Origin of the sequence: Paenibacillus sp. BC26 (genome assembly GCF_900116125.1) — a bacterium.
In the GTDB taxonomy this organism is placed as follows: Bacteria; Bacillota; Bacilli; order Paenibacillales; family Paenibacillaceae; genus Paenibacillus_Z; species Paenibacillus_Z lignilyticus.
Genome location: NZ_FPAD01000009.1, coordinates 45,650 through 62,344, shown reverse-complemented (window position 1 = coordinate 62,344; position 16,695 = coordinate 45,650). Strand labels below are relative to the sequence as shown.

Below are 16,695 nucleotides of genomic sequence, written 5' to 3'. Positions count from 1 at the left end.
GAAGGAATAACTCCGCTCGACTTGCATGTATTAGGCACGCCGCCAGCGTTCGTCCTGAGCCAGGATCAAACTCTCCATAAAAGTGGTAAGCCCGAAGGCTTGGCCATTTTTAAGAATTCGCTTGGTAGCTCATTCAAAAAACTAGCTTTGCGAAACGTTCGTTTCGCGATTTATAACCATTTGACTGGTCGCTCATTGTTCAGTTTTCAAAGAACAAATTCCGTTGTTCATTCGCCCGTGTCTCAGCGGCGACTTGATTAATATATCACACGCTTTATAAACAATGCAAGAGTTTTTTCGATTTTTTTATCCACATGTTTATAACCCCTTGAAAAACCGTTGATATCAGCGGTATGAACGCATATTTACGGCGTAACGGGACAGCTCTTTCGGGGATGCAATACGGGCATACATGCGGAAAATTACTTTGTAGCGTTTGGCAATCGCGGTTTTGATATCGCCGTCTAGCCGGGAATCGTTCAAATCGAGCAGCATTTCGTCGAGTTCTTTGCGTAGTACGTAGTCGAGTTCTTTACATTCTTTGTCGTTGAACAGAATTCCGAGCATAACCGTTGGTGGCCCCCTTCAAATAATCAGCCCAAGAAGAAACGGCTTCCGCCGGCCTATAAGGCGGCGCAGCATGTCTCACCCCAAAGACATTATGGAAATGATTGATAAGCCCGCAAATCCCATAATGTAGAAAAACGGCGATTATCGCATGTCACGATAAACGCCGCCTTATTGTTATGCTCAAATAATTGGAAATTTATTACTAACTGAGCAACCAAACTGTTACCGTACTTTCAATTACAGCCGCAACAACCAACATAACCACAATTAAAACCATCACCGGCAGTGTCCGCATAACGAATAGCTCAAGTTCCTGCCCCCAGCCCTTGCGCTTCGTAAAGAGGGTACCTAGCCCCTGAAGCATCATTCTGCCGAACCGTAAACCATAAGCACAAGCAATAATAATGGCCGCGATCTCGATGATGCCGTGCGGCAGCAATCCTTTAAACACGATCGTAAATACGGCTTCATTCCCCTGTTCCGCTGTCTTGTGAACCAAGTAACCGAGCAGCATGCCGTTAATAGCCAGGAACGCAATGGGGACGAGTCCGAAGAGTGAGCCTACATACATCACAAGAATAGCTTTAATGGCATTATTGAAGAAAATAAACAGCATTAAGAATAAGGTCGGGTGCGAGCTTGAATCAATATTTTCCGCGACACCTTTCAGTCCGCTTAGTTGACTGTTAATAAAGGAGTCTAATGCGGGATTTGTTGCACCTACAACGATGCCGGCTAACAGAAATATAGTGCTGAACGCGATATAGTGCCGCATCGACTGCAAATGGCGAAGAATTTCTTTAGGCGAAAACATAAGCAGGGGTCACCTCTTTGGGCTGTTTTTGGGATAACAAGAATAAGTTGTTGGTACGAGCATAGATTGTACTAGAACAAGCCCTTATTGGAGAGGAGTGCAATTGTAATGAATATGTTTTATGTGATGAACGGACGGAAACTGAAGCGTTATTTTCTAGTCACCGTAGGTATTCTGTTTGCTGCGGGCGTTATTTACGCGGAGAAGGACAATATTACCGTGTTCGCTCCCAACCAGCCTGCGGCCATCTACAGCGTTCCAACAGATAAGAAGGTTATCGCTCTGACGTTTGACATCAGCTGGGGGGAGAAACGAACAGAACCGATTCTGGAAGTATTGAAGGAGAAAGGTGTGAAGAACGTCACCTTCTTCCTCTCTTCGCCTTGGAGTCAAACCCACCCCGATATCGTAAAGAAGATCGTCGATGGCGGTTATGAAATCGGCAGTCACGGTCACAAGCATGACAACTACAGCACGTTCAGCGATGAGGAAATTCGCAGCCAGATCGAAACGGCTCAAACGATTTTGACTCAAGTTACCGGTAAAACGCCTAGCTTGATCCGTATGCCTAATGGGGATTTTGACAAACGTGTACTTCGCATTGCCGAGCAAATGAACTACAAAGTCATTCAGTGGGACACCGACTCCCTCGACTGGATGAATATCGGCACGGATAAAATCATCAATCGCGTCGTCAGTAAAGCGCATCCCGGGGATATCATCCTGATGCACGCCAGCGATTCCGTGAAGCAAACCCACGAAGCGCTGCCGGCCATTATCGATCAGCTGCGCTCCAAGGGCTATGAATTTGTAACGGTATCGGAATTAATCGCCCAAACGGAGCTGCAAGGTAAAACGGTGCAGGATAAAACCGCGATGTTCGAGCAGCTTGATGCTTCGGCCGAACAATAAACGCAGCAGCTTATACAGCCGGCTTCGCATCTGATGCGGAGTCGGTTGTTTGTTGTTTGCGCACAAGCTTGTGCAGCCACAAGATTTGGTAGGCATTACAAGCGAACATTGGGATGATCATAAATATCATTGCCGTTACATTGCTTTCCTCGCCTCTGATGCTTGGCCATGCTTCGAGCAGTGTAACTACAACTTGTAGGAACAACGTCGGAATGAATGCATTATTGTTTGTTAGCTTAGCTTTGTAGTACGCCACTGCCCAAGATGCAAGTCCCAGTCCAAGCGGAAGCACCCAGAATATCCAATTGTTGTCCAGCTTCACGCGATCCTGGTAAAGCAAGTAACCGATCCCGCCAAGTGCAAACAACGTCGTATAGGCTTGCAGTGCGTTCCACATGTAGTTTCTGCGGATGACGCTAAGTGCGATGTAATTCAAGGTCATGTAAGCAAAGAAGCCCATTTGACTGAATGCGCCGAAGAGCAGACCGACCAGCGCCATCATGGCGGCATTAAAGCCTGCTGCCTCCAGTCCCATGAAGCCAAATGAAGCATCTGTCCATTGCATGATGCTACCGACAACGATGGTTACAACACCGCCAACGGCCATCGTACTCCAAAATAAGAAAAACAATTTGCGCAAGTTCACTATTTTCCACTCCTACAGGTTTGTTGAGATTGTTGAATCCGTTAGGTTTCAGGCGAATATCGCCAGGGTTTCCGAATATGCCGAAACTACCCTTCATTTTACCATGTCCCATACAAAAAGCCATGCCGCTTCCATGATAATACGATGAACATTGTCGCATACTACACACAGCAACAGTTGCTTTTTCAGAAGGGAGACACTGACAGCATGGTTAAACGAATTACATGGCTTGGTGCCCTCATTGTCCTGACATTCAGCCTGTCAAGCTGTGGAACGCAACAATCCAGCGCATCAAGCGAGCCGATCAGCTATAAAGACATGAAGTCTATGGTAATTGACATACTCAAAACCGAGGACGCCCAGAAGGCGTTGCAGGAATCGGCTTCCGCCACAAGCGGTAACAACGGCTCCAGCCTCCGGTCGCTATCCGTGCAGGATCAAGAGCAGGTTCGACTAGCCGTCAAGGAAACCTTGGTGGCGCCGGAGTACAGCAAGGTTATTGAGAAGTTGATGACCGATCCTCGTTTTGCGGGAGAATTTGCCAAAGCCGTAAATAAGCAAAACAAACAGATTCATAAGGATCTGCTGAAGGATCCGACGTACCAAAAGGATCTCATTCAAGTGATGAAGAGTCCGGAAATGGACAAAATGATCCTTGAAGTGCTGCAAAGCACGCAATACCGGAAACAAACGATGTCGCTCATGCAGGAATCCATGCAAAATCCTCTGTTCCGTCTTGAAATTCTGGATCTGCTCAAGAAGGCCGTTCAGGAAGAACTTAAGCCTAAGCCGGACGAGAAGGTCACGAAGGAAAAAGAAGGCGGCGATAAAGGCGGCGGCGAAGGTGGCGGTGAAGGTGAAGGAGAAGGCGGCGGTGAAGGCGAAAGCGGTGGCGAAGGTGACAGCGGTATGAGTGATCAAGGCGGTTGATGTACTGATAAAAAGCCGGTATTCTCCCACGATTGTGGGGAATACCGGCTTTTTTAAGGTGAATAGACGTTGAGGGAACGTGAGTGAAGCATGAGTGATTAGTGAAAATCATTAGTGAAAAATGATTATGCTTCGCATTTCTCGATAACGCGATCCGCGATGTCTAGGTAAATTCGGCCATTGTCTGTGTCCGCTTTGTATACCGAAGGGGAGAAATCCGGCTCGGACGGATGGTTGTCGGGCGCGCCAAGCGGGATTTGAGCCAATAGCTCGGCATTGAGCGATTCGGCCAGCCTTGCGCCGCCTCCGCGTCCGAATACATATTCATGCTCACCGCTCTTGCTTACGAAGTAAGACATGTTCTCGATGATGCCGATGATTTCATGTTCGGTCTTAATCGCCATCGCTCCTGCGCGAGCAGCAACGAACGCAGCCGTCGCATGCGGCGTCGTGACGATGATTTCTTTGCTTTGCGGGATCAACTGATGCACATCCAGGGCAACGTCCCCTGTTCCCGGCGGCAAATCAAGCAGCAGGTAGTCCAGCTCGCCCCACTCGATCTCCGCGAAGAAATTGCGGAGCATCTTGCCCAGCATCGGTCCACGCCATACGATTGGCGCATTGTCTTCCACGAAGAAGCCCATCGACATGACGCGTACGCCGAATTTCTCGATCGGAATGACGCGCTCATTCACGATCTGCGGGCGATCTTCGATGCCCATCATATCGGGCACGCTAAAGCCGTAAATATCCGCGTCGATAATGCCGACGCGTTTGCCCTTGCGGGCTAAGGCGACCGCGAGATTGACGGTCACCGTGGATTTGCCGACGCCGCCCTTGCCGCTGGCGACGGCGATGAACTGCACCCCGCTGCTGCTGCTGAGCAGCGGATGTGCCTCCAGCCCGGCCCCGTGCCCACGTACGGGGCCGGCGGCGGCTGCTGCCTGCGGCTGCGCTGCCGCGGGCTGCTGCGCCGCAGGCGCGCCTTCGCCGGCGCGAAACCGGAAGTGCGCGGTTTCGGCACCGGCGGCGGCAAGCGCTGCTCGCAGCGCAGCCTCGAGCGCGCGTTCGGCGCTCGCGCTCGCCCCAAGGACCGTCATGGATACGTGACGGTCCTCCTTAACCATCACATCGCGGAAGGAAATCGCCCCTTCCGCCATATATGGGGTCGCCGCAGACTCGGCGGCCGCTAAAGCTTCTATGCGGGTCAACATGTTCTACCGTCTCCTCTTGTCTTTGAATAAGTGCTTATATAAATGGGTGTGTATGTACTTGCTCCATTATAACAAGACCAAGACCCTGTTCCAAGCCGCGGTTATTTGGGATCGCTCGTTTCCGTGCCCGAAGCTGATCCCCATTTCTCACCGGCGGTAAAACGAAGAACCCCCTGATAGATCGAAGCCGCAACCTTCTTCTGGTACTCCGCGTCTGCAAGTCGTGCTGCTTCACCGGGGTTAGACAAGAACCCAACCTCCACTAAGGCGCTCGGAACTTCATCCATCGCTTTGAGCAAATACACCGAGTTCACAGTCGCAGCCACCCGCTCGGTATTCGCCAGATTGCGCCGAATTTCATCTTGAATCAACGAAGCAAGGACCGCATTCTCCGGTAAATTCGGATAAAAGAAAGTCTGTGCCCCCGACCAACGAGGGGACGGGATGCTGTTCATATGAATGCTGAGCAGCATAGTGGCATTCTTATCTTTGACAAACTTAGCGCGATTAACTAAGTCCTGTGTCTTACGCTTGCTTATCTTCGACGTACCTTCCTCTGCCAGATCGTAATCCCCTTCTCGAGTCATAACTACGATCGCGCCGGCTTGTTGTAAATAATCTCTCAGCTGCAGAGCGATGGCTAAATTTAAATCCTTCTCCACCATGCCCTGCTTGCTGACCGCTCCGCCATCTACACCGCCGTGACCGGCATCGATAGCGATCACCTTGCCGGATAAAGGGAGGGTCCAATACGTCCAGGTGCGCGTGGCAGGCACCTCCTGCGTGAGCAGAATGACAGTCAGGATAACCGCCACCACGCCTAGAGAAATGCGTACAGCACCGCGATACGTGATCCAGATGACGAAACGTTTCCGAACTCCGCGCATACAAAAAGCCACCCCAATCTCCATCCGATGATCGTGCACAGGAGTCTGTCCTGTACTCTTTATCATCCTATGGGACGAGATGGCTTGTTATGCGAACAACCCCATGCATAAATGCATTTTTGCGAGATGTTGCAGGAAAATTCATTTGCACGGAAGCGAAGCAAAAACGCCTTTGCCGCCTGTTGTAGACGGTCAAAAGCGTTTTGTGCGGTAGCTTATTATTTAACAGGCTGCTCAGCCATGCCTTCGATAAGAATTTTAGCAACTTCCGGACGGGAGAATTCCGGCGGCGGGCAAACGCCATCACGCAGCAATGCGCGAACTTTCGTACCCGACAACGTCAAATGACTCTCTTTGTCATGCGGGCAAGTTTTGCTCGACGCCATATTGCCGCATTTCGTGCAGAAGAAGCTGTGTTCGAAATAAAGCGGAATAATGCCAAGCTCATCAGCTGTAAAGGAACGAAGCAAGTCCTGAGCTTCATACGTGCCGTAGTAGTCGCCTACACCGGCGTGGTCGCGACCAACGATGAAGTGCGTACAGCCGTAGTTTTTGCGGACCATCGCATGGAAGATCGCTTCGCGAGGACCCGCATAACGCATAGCCGCAGGGAACACGCCAAGGAACGTGCGATCTGCCGGGTAGTAATTTTCCAACAGCGCGATGTAGCTCTTCATTCGAACGTTTGCAGGCACATCATCCGATTTGGTTTCGCCTACAAGCGGGTTCAGGAATAGCGCATCTACGATTTCCATTGCGCACTTCTGGATGTACTCATGCGCGCGGTGAACCGGGTTACGCGTTTGGAAGCCGACAACGGTACGCCAGCCTTTCTCCGCGAAGATCCGTCTTGTCTCAGATGGATCAAAATAGAACTCATTGAACTTCTCAGGTACCGGACGATTAAGAACCGTAATCGGTCCGCCAACATACGTATTAGGGCGGCTGTAGGTTTTCGCCACTCCCGGATGCTCGATGTCATCCGTCTTATACACGTTTACAACTTCATGCTTCAGATCGACGCTGTAGATGCTTTCGATATCGATAACGCCGTAAACGGTACCATCTTCGCCTACAAGCGCTGCACGCTGCCCTGTGGACAATTCAGAAGCTTTGGCCTCTTCTACTGCCAGTGTAATCGGAATGCTCCATACCGTGCCGTCTGCAAGGCGCATACGTTCAACGACCGAGCGATAGTCTGCTTCATTCAAGAAACCGGTAAGCGGCGAGAAAGCGCCGACTCCGATTAGATCCAAGTCCGAAATTGCCCAAGTGTTAACAACGATGACCGGTAATGCTGCCGCTTCTGCCAGCAGCGCATCGCGCTCAGCTCCGCTTGCGACTCGGTTGATGAGTACGCCGCCATGTGGCTTAATGCTGCTCATGCTCTGAAAGCCTCCTCTTATTTATGCAATCCGCATTCTGTTTTTTCTTGACCCGACCAACGGCCTGCACGTGGATCTTCACCAGGCATAACCTGACGAGTACAGTGCTCACATCCGATGCTCGGATAGTGATTGTCATGAAGCGGATTGTAGTACACATTGTTCGAACGGATATAATCCCATACATCTTCGGATGTCCAATTCGCGATCGGATTGAATTTCACGAGTCCGAACTTCGTATCATATTCAATCTTCTTCGCATTTGCACGCGTAGGTGCTTGGTCACGGCGGATACCCGTAATCCATGCTTCGTATTTGGAAAGGATTTGCGTCAATGGTTGTACCTTACGGATGTCACAGCACTGGTTGGCACTGGTCTTCCAAAGCTCTTCACCATATTGAGCAGCTTGCTCTTCCGGCGTGATCAAAGGTTTTACTTCGACAAAATTAAGGTTGTAGATATCTGCCATTTTGTCGCGTGTTTCGTAAGTTTCTTTAAAGTGGAAGTCCGTGTCCAGATAAAAAATATCTGTTTTCGGGCTGATTTTTTGCAGCATATCGACAAGTACGACATCTTCCGCACCGAAACTGCAGGCAAAGGTAATGTTCGGGAAAGTTTCGACCGCGAATTTAATAATCTCCTGCGGCGTTGCTGTTTCCAATTCATCCGCTTTTTGCTTGATCAGTGCTTCCTTTTCAAACAAGTTCATGGTGTTGACCTCCATATTCAAATTCCTAGTAAACTAATCTACATTAAATTATACGTCGATTGCTTCATTTGTTCAATATTTTTAAATGATATCCGGAATATGAAAAAAATGCCTCCTCTGCAAGCAGAGAAGGCATTTTTGTAAGTCGATATTAACGTTTGGAGAATTGTGGCGCGCGACGTGCTGCTTTAAGACCGTATTTTTTACGCTCTTTCATACGTGGGTCACGAGTCAAGAATCCTGCACGTTTCAAAGCTGGACGGAATTCCGGATCTGCCTTAAGCAGAGCGCGGGAGATACCGTGACGGATAGCGCCGGCTTGACCGGAGATACCGCCGCCGTGTGCGATAACCAAGATATCGTATTTGCTTGCAGTCTCAGTAAGAGCAAGCGGTTGTTTAACGATCAGCTTCAGTGTTTCCAGACCGAAGTAATCATTCAAGTCACGTTTGTTAATAATGATTCGTCCTTCACCCGGCACGAGACGTACACGTGCTACAGAGTGTTTACGACGACCGGTTCCATAGTATTGAACTTGTGCCATGAAACTGTCCTCCCTCTATTTACCCGCGAAGTTCGTAAACTTCTGGATTTTGTGCTTGATGTGGATGTTCTGGTCCGGCATAAACTTTGAGCTTCATCTTCATTTTATCGCCAAGACGGTTCTTTGGAAGCATGCCGTGGATAGCTTGTTCCAATACTTGCTCTGGTTTGTTCTTGATCATGTCCTGAGCCGGAGTTACTTTAAGTCCGCCTTGGTACATGGAGTGACGGTAGTACATTTTGTTTTGAAGTTTTTTACCAGTAAGGTGAATTTTCTCCGCGTTGATGATAACTACGAAATCACCAGTATCAACGTGTGGAGTAAATGTTGGTTTGTGCTTGCCGCGGATCAGGCTAGCAGCTTCGCTCGCTAAGCGACCAAGCGTTTTGCCTTCTGCGTCAATGACAAACCATTTGCGATCAACTTCGCTGGACTTTGCCATATAGGTAATGCGCATGGATGTTCCTCCTTGTTCATTCAAACATTGGTTCTAATTTATAATGTTACGGTTCCGTTAGAGATGAATGGTGGATCGACCAAGGGTCTTCTCAAAGCCATCATCTGTAACCGGCTCGATTCCATTCAAAAATGCTATTGTTTGTTGGCGATCTCAGTCGGGGCTGTGGGAGAGCCACTAAGAAAGCACAAGTTATATTCTACAACATAGGATTAACAAGTGCAAGCTATTTGTTTAGGCATTATGCCCTCAGAGCACTGGTAATACTCGTCAATCGTCGTAGGAAACTTCCCAGAGCATCAGACCGTGAGCCATCGCTGTAGGTCCGGCCGCAGTGCGGTCCTTCGCTTCAAGAATGCGCTCAAAATCCGATACGGACAGCTTCCCTTCCCCTACCCATAATAAGGTGCCCACAATAATTCTCACCATGTTATAGAGAAAGCCATCACCAGTCACAAATAGATCCAGTTTCCCCTCACCTTGCTCGATTCTTGCTTCAAGAATCGTTCGCACATGTGAGCGCTTCGTAGAACGCTGCGAAGCAAAGGAAGTGAAATCATGCTTGCCTACCACTTTAGACAATGCTTCCCTCATCTCGGACAAGCGAAGAGGCATGGGATAATGAAACCGGTAATCCCTTTCGAATACATCTGCAAACTTATTGGTGTCGATGGAGTAGCGATACGTTTTTCGTTTCGCGCTGTAGCTTGAATGAAAATCAAGCGGCACTTCATCGGCCTTTAAGATGGCGATGTCATCCGGCAATCGAGAGTTCAAGGCGAGCGCCCAGCGTCCGATCGGAATTGGCGAGGCGGTGACGAAATTAAACACCTGCCCCCTCGCATGCACACCTGCATCCGTTCGTCCGGATGCCACGATATGCACTTTCTCTCCGGTCAACACATGAATCGCTTGCACAAGCACGTCTTGCACCGTATTTCCGATGGGCTGCGTTTGAAAGCCATGGTAATGCGTACCTACATAGCTGACAACCATCCGTATGTTCTTCATCCCATATGGTCCCCCTTATGCACGGTATCAAGGGCAACAAAAAAAGGTGGCCGCAAGGTCCACCCTTTCCGAAAGAAACTTTCGCGGGCGCCAGTTATGTCGCCAGCCGTTTCTTCTTGCTACGCGCGATCCACCAGTTCCAAGTAAACCATAGGTGCCGCGTCTCCGCGACGTGGTCCTAGTTTCAAAATACGCGTATATCCGCCCGGACGTTCCGAGTAACGGGTAGCCAGTTCGGAGAACAATTTTTGAATTGCATCCTGTTCACCAGCAACCAAAGACTCACGGCGAACGAAAGCTGCAACTTGACGACGAGCGTGCAGATCACCACGTTTTGCAAGTGTGATTAGCTTCTCAGCGATTGGACGAAGCTCTTTTGCTTTCGCCTCAGTCGTTTGAATGCGCTCATACAAGAACAAGTCTGTAACGAGGTCACGGAACAATGCTTTCCGCGAACTTGCGTCACGGCTCAATTTTGAATATGCCATCGATTTTCCCCTCCTTAAAACAGTCTATCGACCTTTAGTCTACGCTGCTTTTTATTCTTCCATGCGGAGGCCAAGACCCAGTTCTTCGAGCTTTTCTTGAACTTCTTCCAAAGACTTGCGTCCGAGGTTACGGACTTTCATCATGTCTTCTTCCGTTTTCGTGATCAGCTCTTGGACGGTGTTGATACCTGCACGTTTCAGACAGTTATAAGAACGTACCGAGAGATCGAGCTCTTCGATCGTCATCTCAAGTACTTTCTCTTTCTTGTCTTCTTCTTTTTCAACCATGATCTCAGCATCTTTCGCTTCGTCAGTCAGACCAACGAACAAATCCAGATGCTCAGTCAAAATTTTGGCGCCGAGGCTTACAGCCTCTTCCGGACGAATGCTTCCGTCGGTCCAAACTTCAAGTGTGAGCTTATCGTAGTTAGTCACTTGACCAACACGAGTGTTCTCAACCGAGTAGTTTACACGAGTAATCGGTGTGTAGATCGAATCAACAGGAATGACGCCGATTGGTTGGTCTTCCCGTTTATTCCGATCTGCTTGCACATAACCGCGTCCGCGATTAGCAAATACCCGCATGTGGAGCCGTGCACCGGAGGCCAGCGTCGCGATATGAAGATCAGGGCTTAAAATCTCGACATCGCTGTCTGCGCGAATATCGCCAGCCGTAACGTTGCCATCGCCTTCCGCGTCAATCTCCAATACCTTCTCTTCGTCGGAATGGATTTTCAGCGAGAGGCCTTTGAGATTCAGGATGATTTCGGTAACGTCCTCCATCACACCTGGAACCGTAGAGAACTCGTGAAGTACACCATCGATTTGAACAGAGGTTACCGCTGCACCAGGCAGCGATGACAACAGGATCCGGCGAAGCGAATTCCCGAGCGTTGCTCCGTATCCACGTTCAAGCGGTTCAACAACGAACCTTCCGTACGTGCCATCCTCGTTTAGTTCTACGGTTTCGATTTTCGGCTTTTCGATCTCAATCACAATAGTACCCTCCCTCAAAACGTCGCTCCGTTACCATTATCGCATAAGTAGTCAAATCATGTAGTATGGCAAACCTTCACAACCATTATTCACAAGTTGTAGTCATTTGATACCACAAAAATTGACTATACGCGACGACGTTTTGGCGGGCGGCATCCGTTGTGCGGAACTGGAGTAACGTCTTTAATAAGGTTAACTTCCAGACCTGCAGCTTGAAGCGAACGAATTGCTGCTTCACGGCCTGCGCCAGGACCTTTAACCATTACTTCGACAGTTTTCATACCGTGTTCCATTGCCGCTTTTGCTGCAGATTCAGCAGCCATTTGAGCTGCGAACGGCGTGCTCTTACGGGAACCTTTAAAGCCGAGGTTACCCGAGCTTGCCCAAGAAATCGCGTTTCCGTGCGGATCAGTAATCGTAACGATCGTATTATTGAATGTCGAGCGGATATGCGCTACGCCAGTATCAATATTTTTACGGTCACGACGTTTCGTACGAACCACTTTTTTTGGTTTAGCCATTTCGGTTATCCCTCCTTCTTATTTCTTCTTGTTCGCTACAGTCCGGCGAGGACCTTTACGCGTACGAGCATTTGTTTTCGTCCGTTGACCACGAACCGGAAGACCACGACGGTGACGAACACCGCGGTAGCAGCCGATCTCGATCAGACGTTTGATGTTAAGCGAAATTTCACGGCGAAGGTCGCCTTCTACTTTAACCGTTTTGTCGATTGTTTCGCGAAGTTGGCTGACTTCATCTTCTGTCAGATCACGAACGCGAGTATTTTCGCTAATACCGGTTGTGCTAAGAATTTTATTAGCAGTCGTTCTGCCAATACCGAAGATGTATGTCAGAGCGATGACAACGCGTTTATCACGCGGTAAGTCTACACCAGCAATACGTGCCATGTATCGTTATCCCTCCTTATCCTTGTTTTTGTTTGTGTTTCGGATTTTCACAAATCACCATAACATTGCCTTTGCGGCGAATGACTTTACATTTCTCGCAAATCGGCTTGACCGATGGTCTAACCTTCATTGTGATTACCTCCCGAATTCTTTCGTCGGCAGGCCTTTAAGGCCTACTTCCGATAGGTAATGCGTCCTCTAGATAAATCATAAGGCGACAATTGAATGACTACTTTATCTCCTGTCAGAATGCGGATAAAATGCATTCTCAGTTTGCCCGATACATGGGCGAGAATTTGGTGTCCATTCTCAAGTTCAACCTTGAACATGGCGTTAGGTAGTGGTTCGATGACCGTACCTTCGACTTCAATAACGTCTTCTTTGGCCATAGTCATTCTCCTTTCCCTTGCACAGCCTTCTGAATTGCGTAACGCAGCTTTGCGTTAGTAACACGGCCGGTTTCCCGCATGCTGTCAGCCACTTCATGACTGACGACCGGTTGCATCAGAAGATGCAGTACGTTCTTCTTCTTCGATTGATCGAAGCGCCGCTTGTCTCCGTCAGCTACAAGGACGAAACGTTCATCCAGAACCTGAATGATGACGGCGTATGAGCCTCCGTCTTTTCCTTTAAGGACCTTAACTATACGGCCGATCTCCGGCATATGTTCCAATGCACTCAACCTGCCTGCTCCCTGGATAGGGTTAAGATTTCGCAGCCGTCCTCTGTGACGGCAACCGTGTGCTCAAAGTGAGCGCAACGGCTGTTATCCTGTGTAACGACTGTCCAATTATCCTCCAGTGTACGCACATATCGCTCACCGATGTTGACCATCGGTTCTATCGCCAGCACCATTCCTGGTTTTAGACGAGGTCCGCGATCGGGTAATCCGAAATTCGGGATTTGCGGTTCTTCGTGCAGATCTGCACCAATGCCATGCCCCACAAAGTCTCGAACAACAGAAAAACCAGCAGCTTCAATCACTTGTTGAATCGCATGCGAGATGGTAAACAAACGAACATCCGGTTTCACGAGCGCGAGTCCTGCATAGAGCGATTGTTCTGTAATGTCGAGCAGTCGCTGGGACTCTTCACTAATATTGCCTACACCGTAGGTCCAAGCGGAATCGCCATGGTAGCCTTTATACTGTGCGCCAATATCAATACTGATGATGTCGCCATCGTTCAGCTTGCGTGATCCTGGAATACCGTGTACCAGCTCATTGTTTACAGAAGCGCAGATACTGGCAGGAAATTGATTGTACCCTTTAAAAGAAGGTATTGCGTCCTGACTGCGAATGTATTTCTCAGCAATATCGTCCAGTTCTTTGGTCGTAATGCCGGGATGAATAGCTTGTTTGAGCAAGCGATGCGTCTCCGATACAATTCGGCCAGCTATTCTCATTATTTGCAATTCCGATTCGGATTTGCAAATAATCATTCTGCCGTTCCCCGCAGGCAGCTAACGATGTCAGCTGTAACTTCGTCGATTTCTTTCTCGCCGTCTACTTCGCACAAAACGGCTTTACTTGTGTAGTACTCAAGTAATGGAGCTGTTTTGGAGATGTATTCGTCGAGACGCGTGCCTACTTTTGCTTCCGTATCGTCTGACCGCTGATACAGCTCGCCGCCGCATTTATCACAAACGCCTTCTTGCTTCGGCGGGTTGAACATAACATGGTAAGTGGAGCCGCATGCTTTACAAATGCGACGACCGGTCAGACGCGCAAGCAGTAGACCGCGGTCAACCTTCAAGTTAACAACATGATCGATACTGCGTCCCATTTCAGCCAACATCCCGTCCAGCGCCTCAGCTTGTTGCAGCGTGCGAGGAAATCCATCCAGCAGGAAGCCGCCATTACAATCCTCAAGTTGGAGACGTTCACGAACGATGCCGTTTGTGATTTCATCCGGGACAAGAAGTCCTTGATCCACGAATTCTTTCGCCTTCAGACCAAGAGGTGTGCCTTGCTTCATTGCTAAACGGAAAGCATCGCCAGTGGAAATGTGCGGGACACTGAAAGTGTCCACGATACGTTCCGCCTGTGTGCCTTTGCCGGCGCCCGGAGGGCCCATGAATAAGATGTTCATTAGCGTGTTCCTCGCTTTAAACATAATAGGCTCGGCCGGGTCCCGCCACACAATTAGATGCGCGGAAGCCCGCTTGCGAACCTATTGTTATTTATTGATAAACCCTTTGTAGTGGCGCTTGATCAATTGCGTCTCGATTTGCTTCATCGTATCCAGTGCAACACCGATTACGATTAGCAGCGAGGTTCCGCCGAGCTTCACATCACGAGGCAAATCAGCGAGCGTGCCGAAGAGTACCGGCAAGATCGAGATGAGCGATAGGAAGATCGCTCCGCTGAGTGTGATCCGCGACATGACGCGCGTAATGTAGGAAGATGTCGGTTTACCAGGACGAATGCCCGGGATATAACCACCATTTTTCTTCATTTGATCTGCCATCTGCACCGGATTGATTTGCACAAACGTGTAGAAGAACGTGAAAGCGATAATCAGTATTACGTACAACACCATGCCAAGCGGCTTGTCGTAGTACATATGAGTTTGAACCCATGTTGCCCAAGCATGCGTCGACCAGAAGTTCGCGATCGTAACCGGGAACATCAGAAGCGATACCGCAAAGATAACCGGGATAACACCTGCACCGTTAACTTTCAGCGGAATGTGGGTAGATTGCCCACCGTACATTTTCCGTCCAACAACGCGCTTAGCGTATTGTACCGGAATCTTACGAATACCTTGTTGTACAAAGATAACGCCGACTATAATTGCGATGATCGCAATTACAATCACAACTACCTTAATGATGCTCAGGAAGATGTTGCTTGCATCAACAAACTCCGCTGTGTAAATCGAGCGAATGTGTGTAGGAATTGCTGCTACGATACCGGCAAAGATCAGGACCGAGATCCCGTTGCCGATGCCTCTCTCTGTAATCTGCTCACCGAGCCACATGAGGAAGGCTGTTCCCGCCGTCAGAATTATCGCAATCATAATATAATCCGTAACCGTTGCACCAGGAATCATATCGTACTGATATTGCCGGTTAAAACCAATTGCAGTACCAAAACCTTGGACTAAACCAAGAACAATCGTACCGTAACGAGTAATTTGAGCAAGTTTACGTTTACCGTTCTCGCCTTCCTTCGCCCATTCGGCGAATTTAGGGATAACGTCCATCGACAGAAGCTGTACGATGATCGAAGAGGTAATGTAAGGCATGATCCCGATCGCGAAGATCGAGAACTGGAACAGTGCCCCACCGGAAAACGTATTAAGCAAACCAAACAATTCAGAACCGGCCTGATCAGTTTGTGTAAATACATCTTTATTGACACCAGGAACCGGGATAAAGGAACCGATCCGGTAAACCAACAGGATGAACAGCGTGAACAGGATCCGCTTGCGAAGGTCTTCCACTTTCCAAATGTTGGACACGGTCTTGAACAATTAGATCACCTCGGTTTTACCGCCGGCAGCCTGGATTTTCTCTACCGCAGATTGAGAGAACTTGCTTGCTTTTACCGTAAGCTGAACAGTGATTTCGCCGTTACCCAAGATCTTGATTCCGCTCTGTGGGTTTTTAACGATACCTTGCTCAAGCAGAAGCTCAGGTGTTACCTCTGTGCCAGCTGCAAAGCTGTTCAACTCATCGATGTTCACAATCGCATACTCTTTACGGAACGGGTTGTTGAAGCCGCGTTTAGGCAAGCGACGGTACAATGGGTTTTGTCCGCCCTCGAACCCTGGGCGAACGCCACCACCGGAACGAGCATTTTGACCTTTGTGACCACGACCGGCTGTCTTACCGTTGCCGCTACCGATACCACGGCCTTTACGGAAGCCCTCTTTACGAGAACCCGGTGCTGGTGAAAGTTCATGCAATTTCATCGTACGTTGCACCTCCTTAATGTTTTACGCTGCTTTCTGTACGAGTTTGCTTCATCAGCAAAACTCGTCTTTGAAAGCATACTGTTGAAGCGGTATATCATTTACGCCATTAATGACGATTTATGCTTGTACTTCTTCCACTTTGATCAAGTGGCTGACATGAGTAATCATGCCACGGATAGCCGGGCTGTCACTGTGGACAACCGATTGACGAATCTTGCGAAGACCAAGCGTAGCAACAGTCGCACGCTGCTTCTCGTTACGACCGATCAGGCTGCGAACGAGGGTGATTTGCAATTTTGCCAT

General features: G+C 49.0%; 24 protein-coding genes and 1 rRNA gene. 2 read left to right on the top strand and 23 right to left on the bottom strand.

The genetic code is table 11. The annotated features are described in order from the left end of the window. The 3 genes from BM412_RS31185 to BM412_RS31175 form a co-directional block, all read right to left on the bottom strand. Window positions 1-81 (bottom strand): 16S ribosomal RNA (locus BM412_RS31185); the annotation flags it as partial. 264 nt (window positions 82-345) lie between these two features. Continuing rightward, complete coding sequence (locus BM412_RS31180) at window positions 346-567, bottom strand: hypothetical protein (RefSeq protein WP_091225581.1); 222 nt, start codon at window positions 565-567, stop codon at window positions 346-348. Between the two features lie 205 nt (window positions 568-772). After that, window positions 773-1,384: a stage II sporulation protein M gene (locus tag BM412_RS31175; protein ID WP_091225580.1), complete on the bottom strand. Its 612-nt coding sequence runs from the start codon at window positions 1,382-1,384 to the stop codon at window positions 773-775. A gap of 108 nt (window positions 1,385-1,492) precedes the next feature. Between BM412_RS31175 and pdaB the strand changes: the two genes are divergently transcribed. Next, a complete protein-coding gene (gene pdaB, locus BM412_RS31170) occupies window positions 1,493-2,296 on the top strand; it encodes a polysaccharide deacetylase family sporulation protein PdaB (protein ID WP_091225579.1) in 804 nt (267 codons plus the stop codon). Window positions 2,297-2,306: 10 nt separating this feature from the next. Here pdaB and BM412_RS31165 read toward each other — a convergent pair whose 3' ends face one another. After that, complete coding sequence (locus tag BM412_RS31165; protein ID WP_256256680.1) at window positions 2,307-2,942, bottom strand: KinB-signaling pathway activation protein; 636 nt, start codon at window positions 2,940-2,942, stop codon at window positions 2,307-2,309. A 207-nt stretch (window positions 2,943-3,149) separates the two neighbouring features. Here BM412_RS31165 and gerD point away from each other — a divergent pair, with 207 nt between their 5' ends. Then, entirely contained in the window at window positions 3,150-3,872 is a 723-nt protein-coding gene (gerD, locus tag BM412_RS31160; RefSeq protein ID WP_091225578.1) for a spore germination lipoprotein GerD, read from the top strand. A 125-nt stretch (window positions 3,873-3,997) separates the two neighbouring features. On the opposite strand, the gene BM412_RS31155 is transcribed toward gerD, so the two are convergent. The 19 genes from BM412_RS31155 to rpmD all read right to left on the bottom strand — a co-directional run bounded on the left by BM412_RS31155 (window position 3,998) and on the right by rpmD (window position 16,695). Further along, window positions 3,998-5,086 (bottom strand): P-loop NTPase, encoded by a 1,089-nt coding sequence (locus BM412_RS31155; RefSeq protein ID WP_091225577.1) that lies wholly within the window; start codon window positions 5,084-5,086, stop codon window positions 3,998-4,000. A 101-nt stretch (window positions 5,087-5,187) separates the two neighbouring features. Then, window positions 5,188-5,973 carry an N-acetylmuramoyl-L-alanine amidase CwlD gene (cwlD, locus tag BM412_RS31150; protein WP_091225576.1) on the bottom strand — a complete coding sequence of 262 codons (786 nt, stop codon included), beginning with the start codon at window positions 5,971-5,973 and terminating at the stop codon, window positions 5,188-5,190. A 218-nt stretch (window positions 5,974-6,191) separates the two neighbouring features. Beyond that, window positions 6,192-7,358: a sulfate adenylyltransferase gene (gene sat / locus BM412_RS31145; RefSeq protein WP_091225575.1), complete on the bottom strand. Its 1,167-nt coding sequence runs from the start codon at window positions 7,356-7,358 to the stop codon at window positions 6,192-6,194. Between the two features lie 17 nt (window positions 7,359-7,375). Next, window positions 7,376-8,068 (bottom strand): phosphoadenylyl-sulfate reductase, encoded by a 693-nt coding sequence (locus tag BM412_RS31140; RefSeq protein ID WP_091225574.1) that lies wholly within the window; start codon window positions 8,066-8,068, stop codon window positions 7,376-7,378. Window positions 8,069-8,219: 151 nt separating this feature from the next. Beyond that, window positions 8,220-8,612 (bottom strand): 30S ribosomal protein S9, encoded by a 393-nt coding sequence (gene rpsI / locus BM412_RS31135; RefSeq protein WP_090986288.1) that lies wholly within the window; start codon window positions 8,610-8,612, stop codon window positions 8,220-8,222. A gap of 19 nt (window positions 8,613-8,631) precedes the next feature. Beyond that, on the bottom strand, window positions 8,632-9,069 hold the full coding sequence (gene rplM / locus BM412_RS31130) for a 50S ribosomal protein L13 (protein WP_091225573.1): 438 nt from the start codon (window positions 9,067-9,069) through the stop codon (window positions 8,632-8,634). A gap of 270 nt (window positions 9,070-9,339) precedes the next feature. Further along, entirely contained in the window at window positions 9,340-10,080 is a 741-nt protein-coding gene (gene truA / locus BM412_RS31125; protein WP_091225572.1) for a tRNA pseudouridine(38-40) synthase TruA, read from the bottom strand. 119 nt (window positions 10,081-10,199) lie between these two features. After that, window positions 10,200-10,568, bottom strand: coding sequence for a 50S ribosomal protein L17 (rplQ, locus tag BM412_RS31120; RefSeq protein WP_090583277.1), 369 nt, complete (start codon window positions 10,566-10,568; stop codon window positions 10,200-10,202). Window positions 10,569-10,619: 51 nt separating this feature from the next. Next, window positions 10,620-11,564, bottom strand: coding sequence for a DNA-directed RNA polymerase subunit alpha (locus BM412_RS31115; protein ID WP_090986294.1), 945 nt, complete (start codon window positions 11,562-11,564; stop codon window positions 10,620-10,622). A 125-nt stretch (window positions 11,565-11,689) separates the two neighbouring features. Then, window positions 11,690-12,085 carry a 30S ribosomal protein S11 gene (gene rpsK / locus BM412_RS31110; protein WP_090986296.1) on the bottom strand — a complete coding sequence of 132 codons (396 nt, stop codon included), beginning with the start codon at window positions 12,083-12,085 and terminating at the stop codon, window positions 11,690-11,692. Between the two features lie 18 nt (window positions 12,086-12,103). Then, window positions 12,104-12,472 (bottom strand): 30S ribosomal protein S13, encoded by a 369-nt coding sequence (rpsM, locus tag BM412_RS31105; protein WP_091225571.1) that lies wholly within the window; start codon window positions 12,470-12,472, stop codon window positions 12,104-12,106. Window positions 12,473-12,488: 16 nt separating this feature from the next. After that, window positions 12,489-12,602 carry a 50S ribosomal protein L36 gene (rpmJ, locus tag BM412_RS31100; protein WP_003333770.1) on the bottom strand — a complete coding sequence of 38 codons (114 nt, stop codon included), beginning with the start codon at window positions 12,600-12,602 and terminating at the stop codon, window positions 12,489-12,491. A 43-nt stretch (window positions 12,603-12,645) separates the two neighbouring features. Next, on the bottom strand, window positions 12,646-12,861 hold the full coding sequence (gene infA / locus BM412_RS31095; protein WP_015847200.1) for a translation initiation factor IF-1: 216 nt from the start codon (window positions 12,859-12,861) through the stop codon (window positions 12,646-12,648). A 2-nt stretch (window positions 12,862-12,863) separates the two neighbouring features. Beyond that, the gene (locus BM412_RS31090; RefSeq protein WP_090986392.1) at window positions 12,864-13,136 is read right to left on the bottom strand and encodes a KOW domain-containing RNA-binding protein; all 273 of its coding nucleotides are present in this window, start codon (window positions 13,134-13,136) and stop codon (window positions 12,864-12,866) included. 14 nt (window positions 13,137-13,150) lie between these two features. Continuing rightward, complete coding sequence (gene map / locus BM412_RS31085; protein WP_091225570.1) at window positions 13,151-13,912, bottom strand: type I methionyl aminopeptidase; 762 nt, start codon at window positions 13,910-13,912, stop codon at window positions 13,151-13,153. Next, on the bottom strand, window positions 13,909-14,562 hold the full coding sequence (locus BM412_RS31080; protein WP_090986302.1) for an adenylate kinase: 654 nt from the start codon (window positions 14,560-14,562) through the stop codon (window positions 13,909-13,911). Before BM412_RS31080 ends, map begins: the two co-directional genes overlap by 4 nt. An 87-nt stretch (window positions 14,563-14,649) precedes the next feature. After that, window positions 14,650-15,948 carry a preprotein translocase subunit SecY gene (secY, locus tag BM412_RS31075; RefSeq protein WP_091225569.1) on the bottom strand — a complete coding sequence of 433 codons (1,299 nt, stop codon included), beginning with the start codon at window positions 15,946-15,948 and terminating at the stop codon, window positions 14,650-14,652. Beyond that, window positions 15,949-16,389 carry a 50S ribosomal protein L15 gene (gene rplO / locus BM412_RS31070; protein WP_090986306.1) on the bottom strand — a complete coding sequence of 147 codons (441 nt, stop codon included), beginning with the start codon at window positions 16,387-16,389 and terminating at the stop codon, window positions 15,949-15,951. Window positions 16,390-16,509: 120 nt separating this feature from the next. After that, window positions 16,510-16,695, bottom strand: a complete 186-nt coding sequence (gene rpmD / locus BM412_RS31065) for a 50S ribosomal protein L30 (protein ID WP_090583259.1) — start codon at window positions 16,693-16,695, stop codon at window positions 16,510-16,512.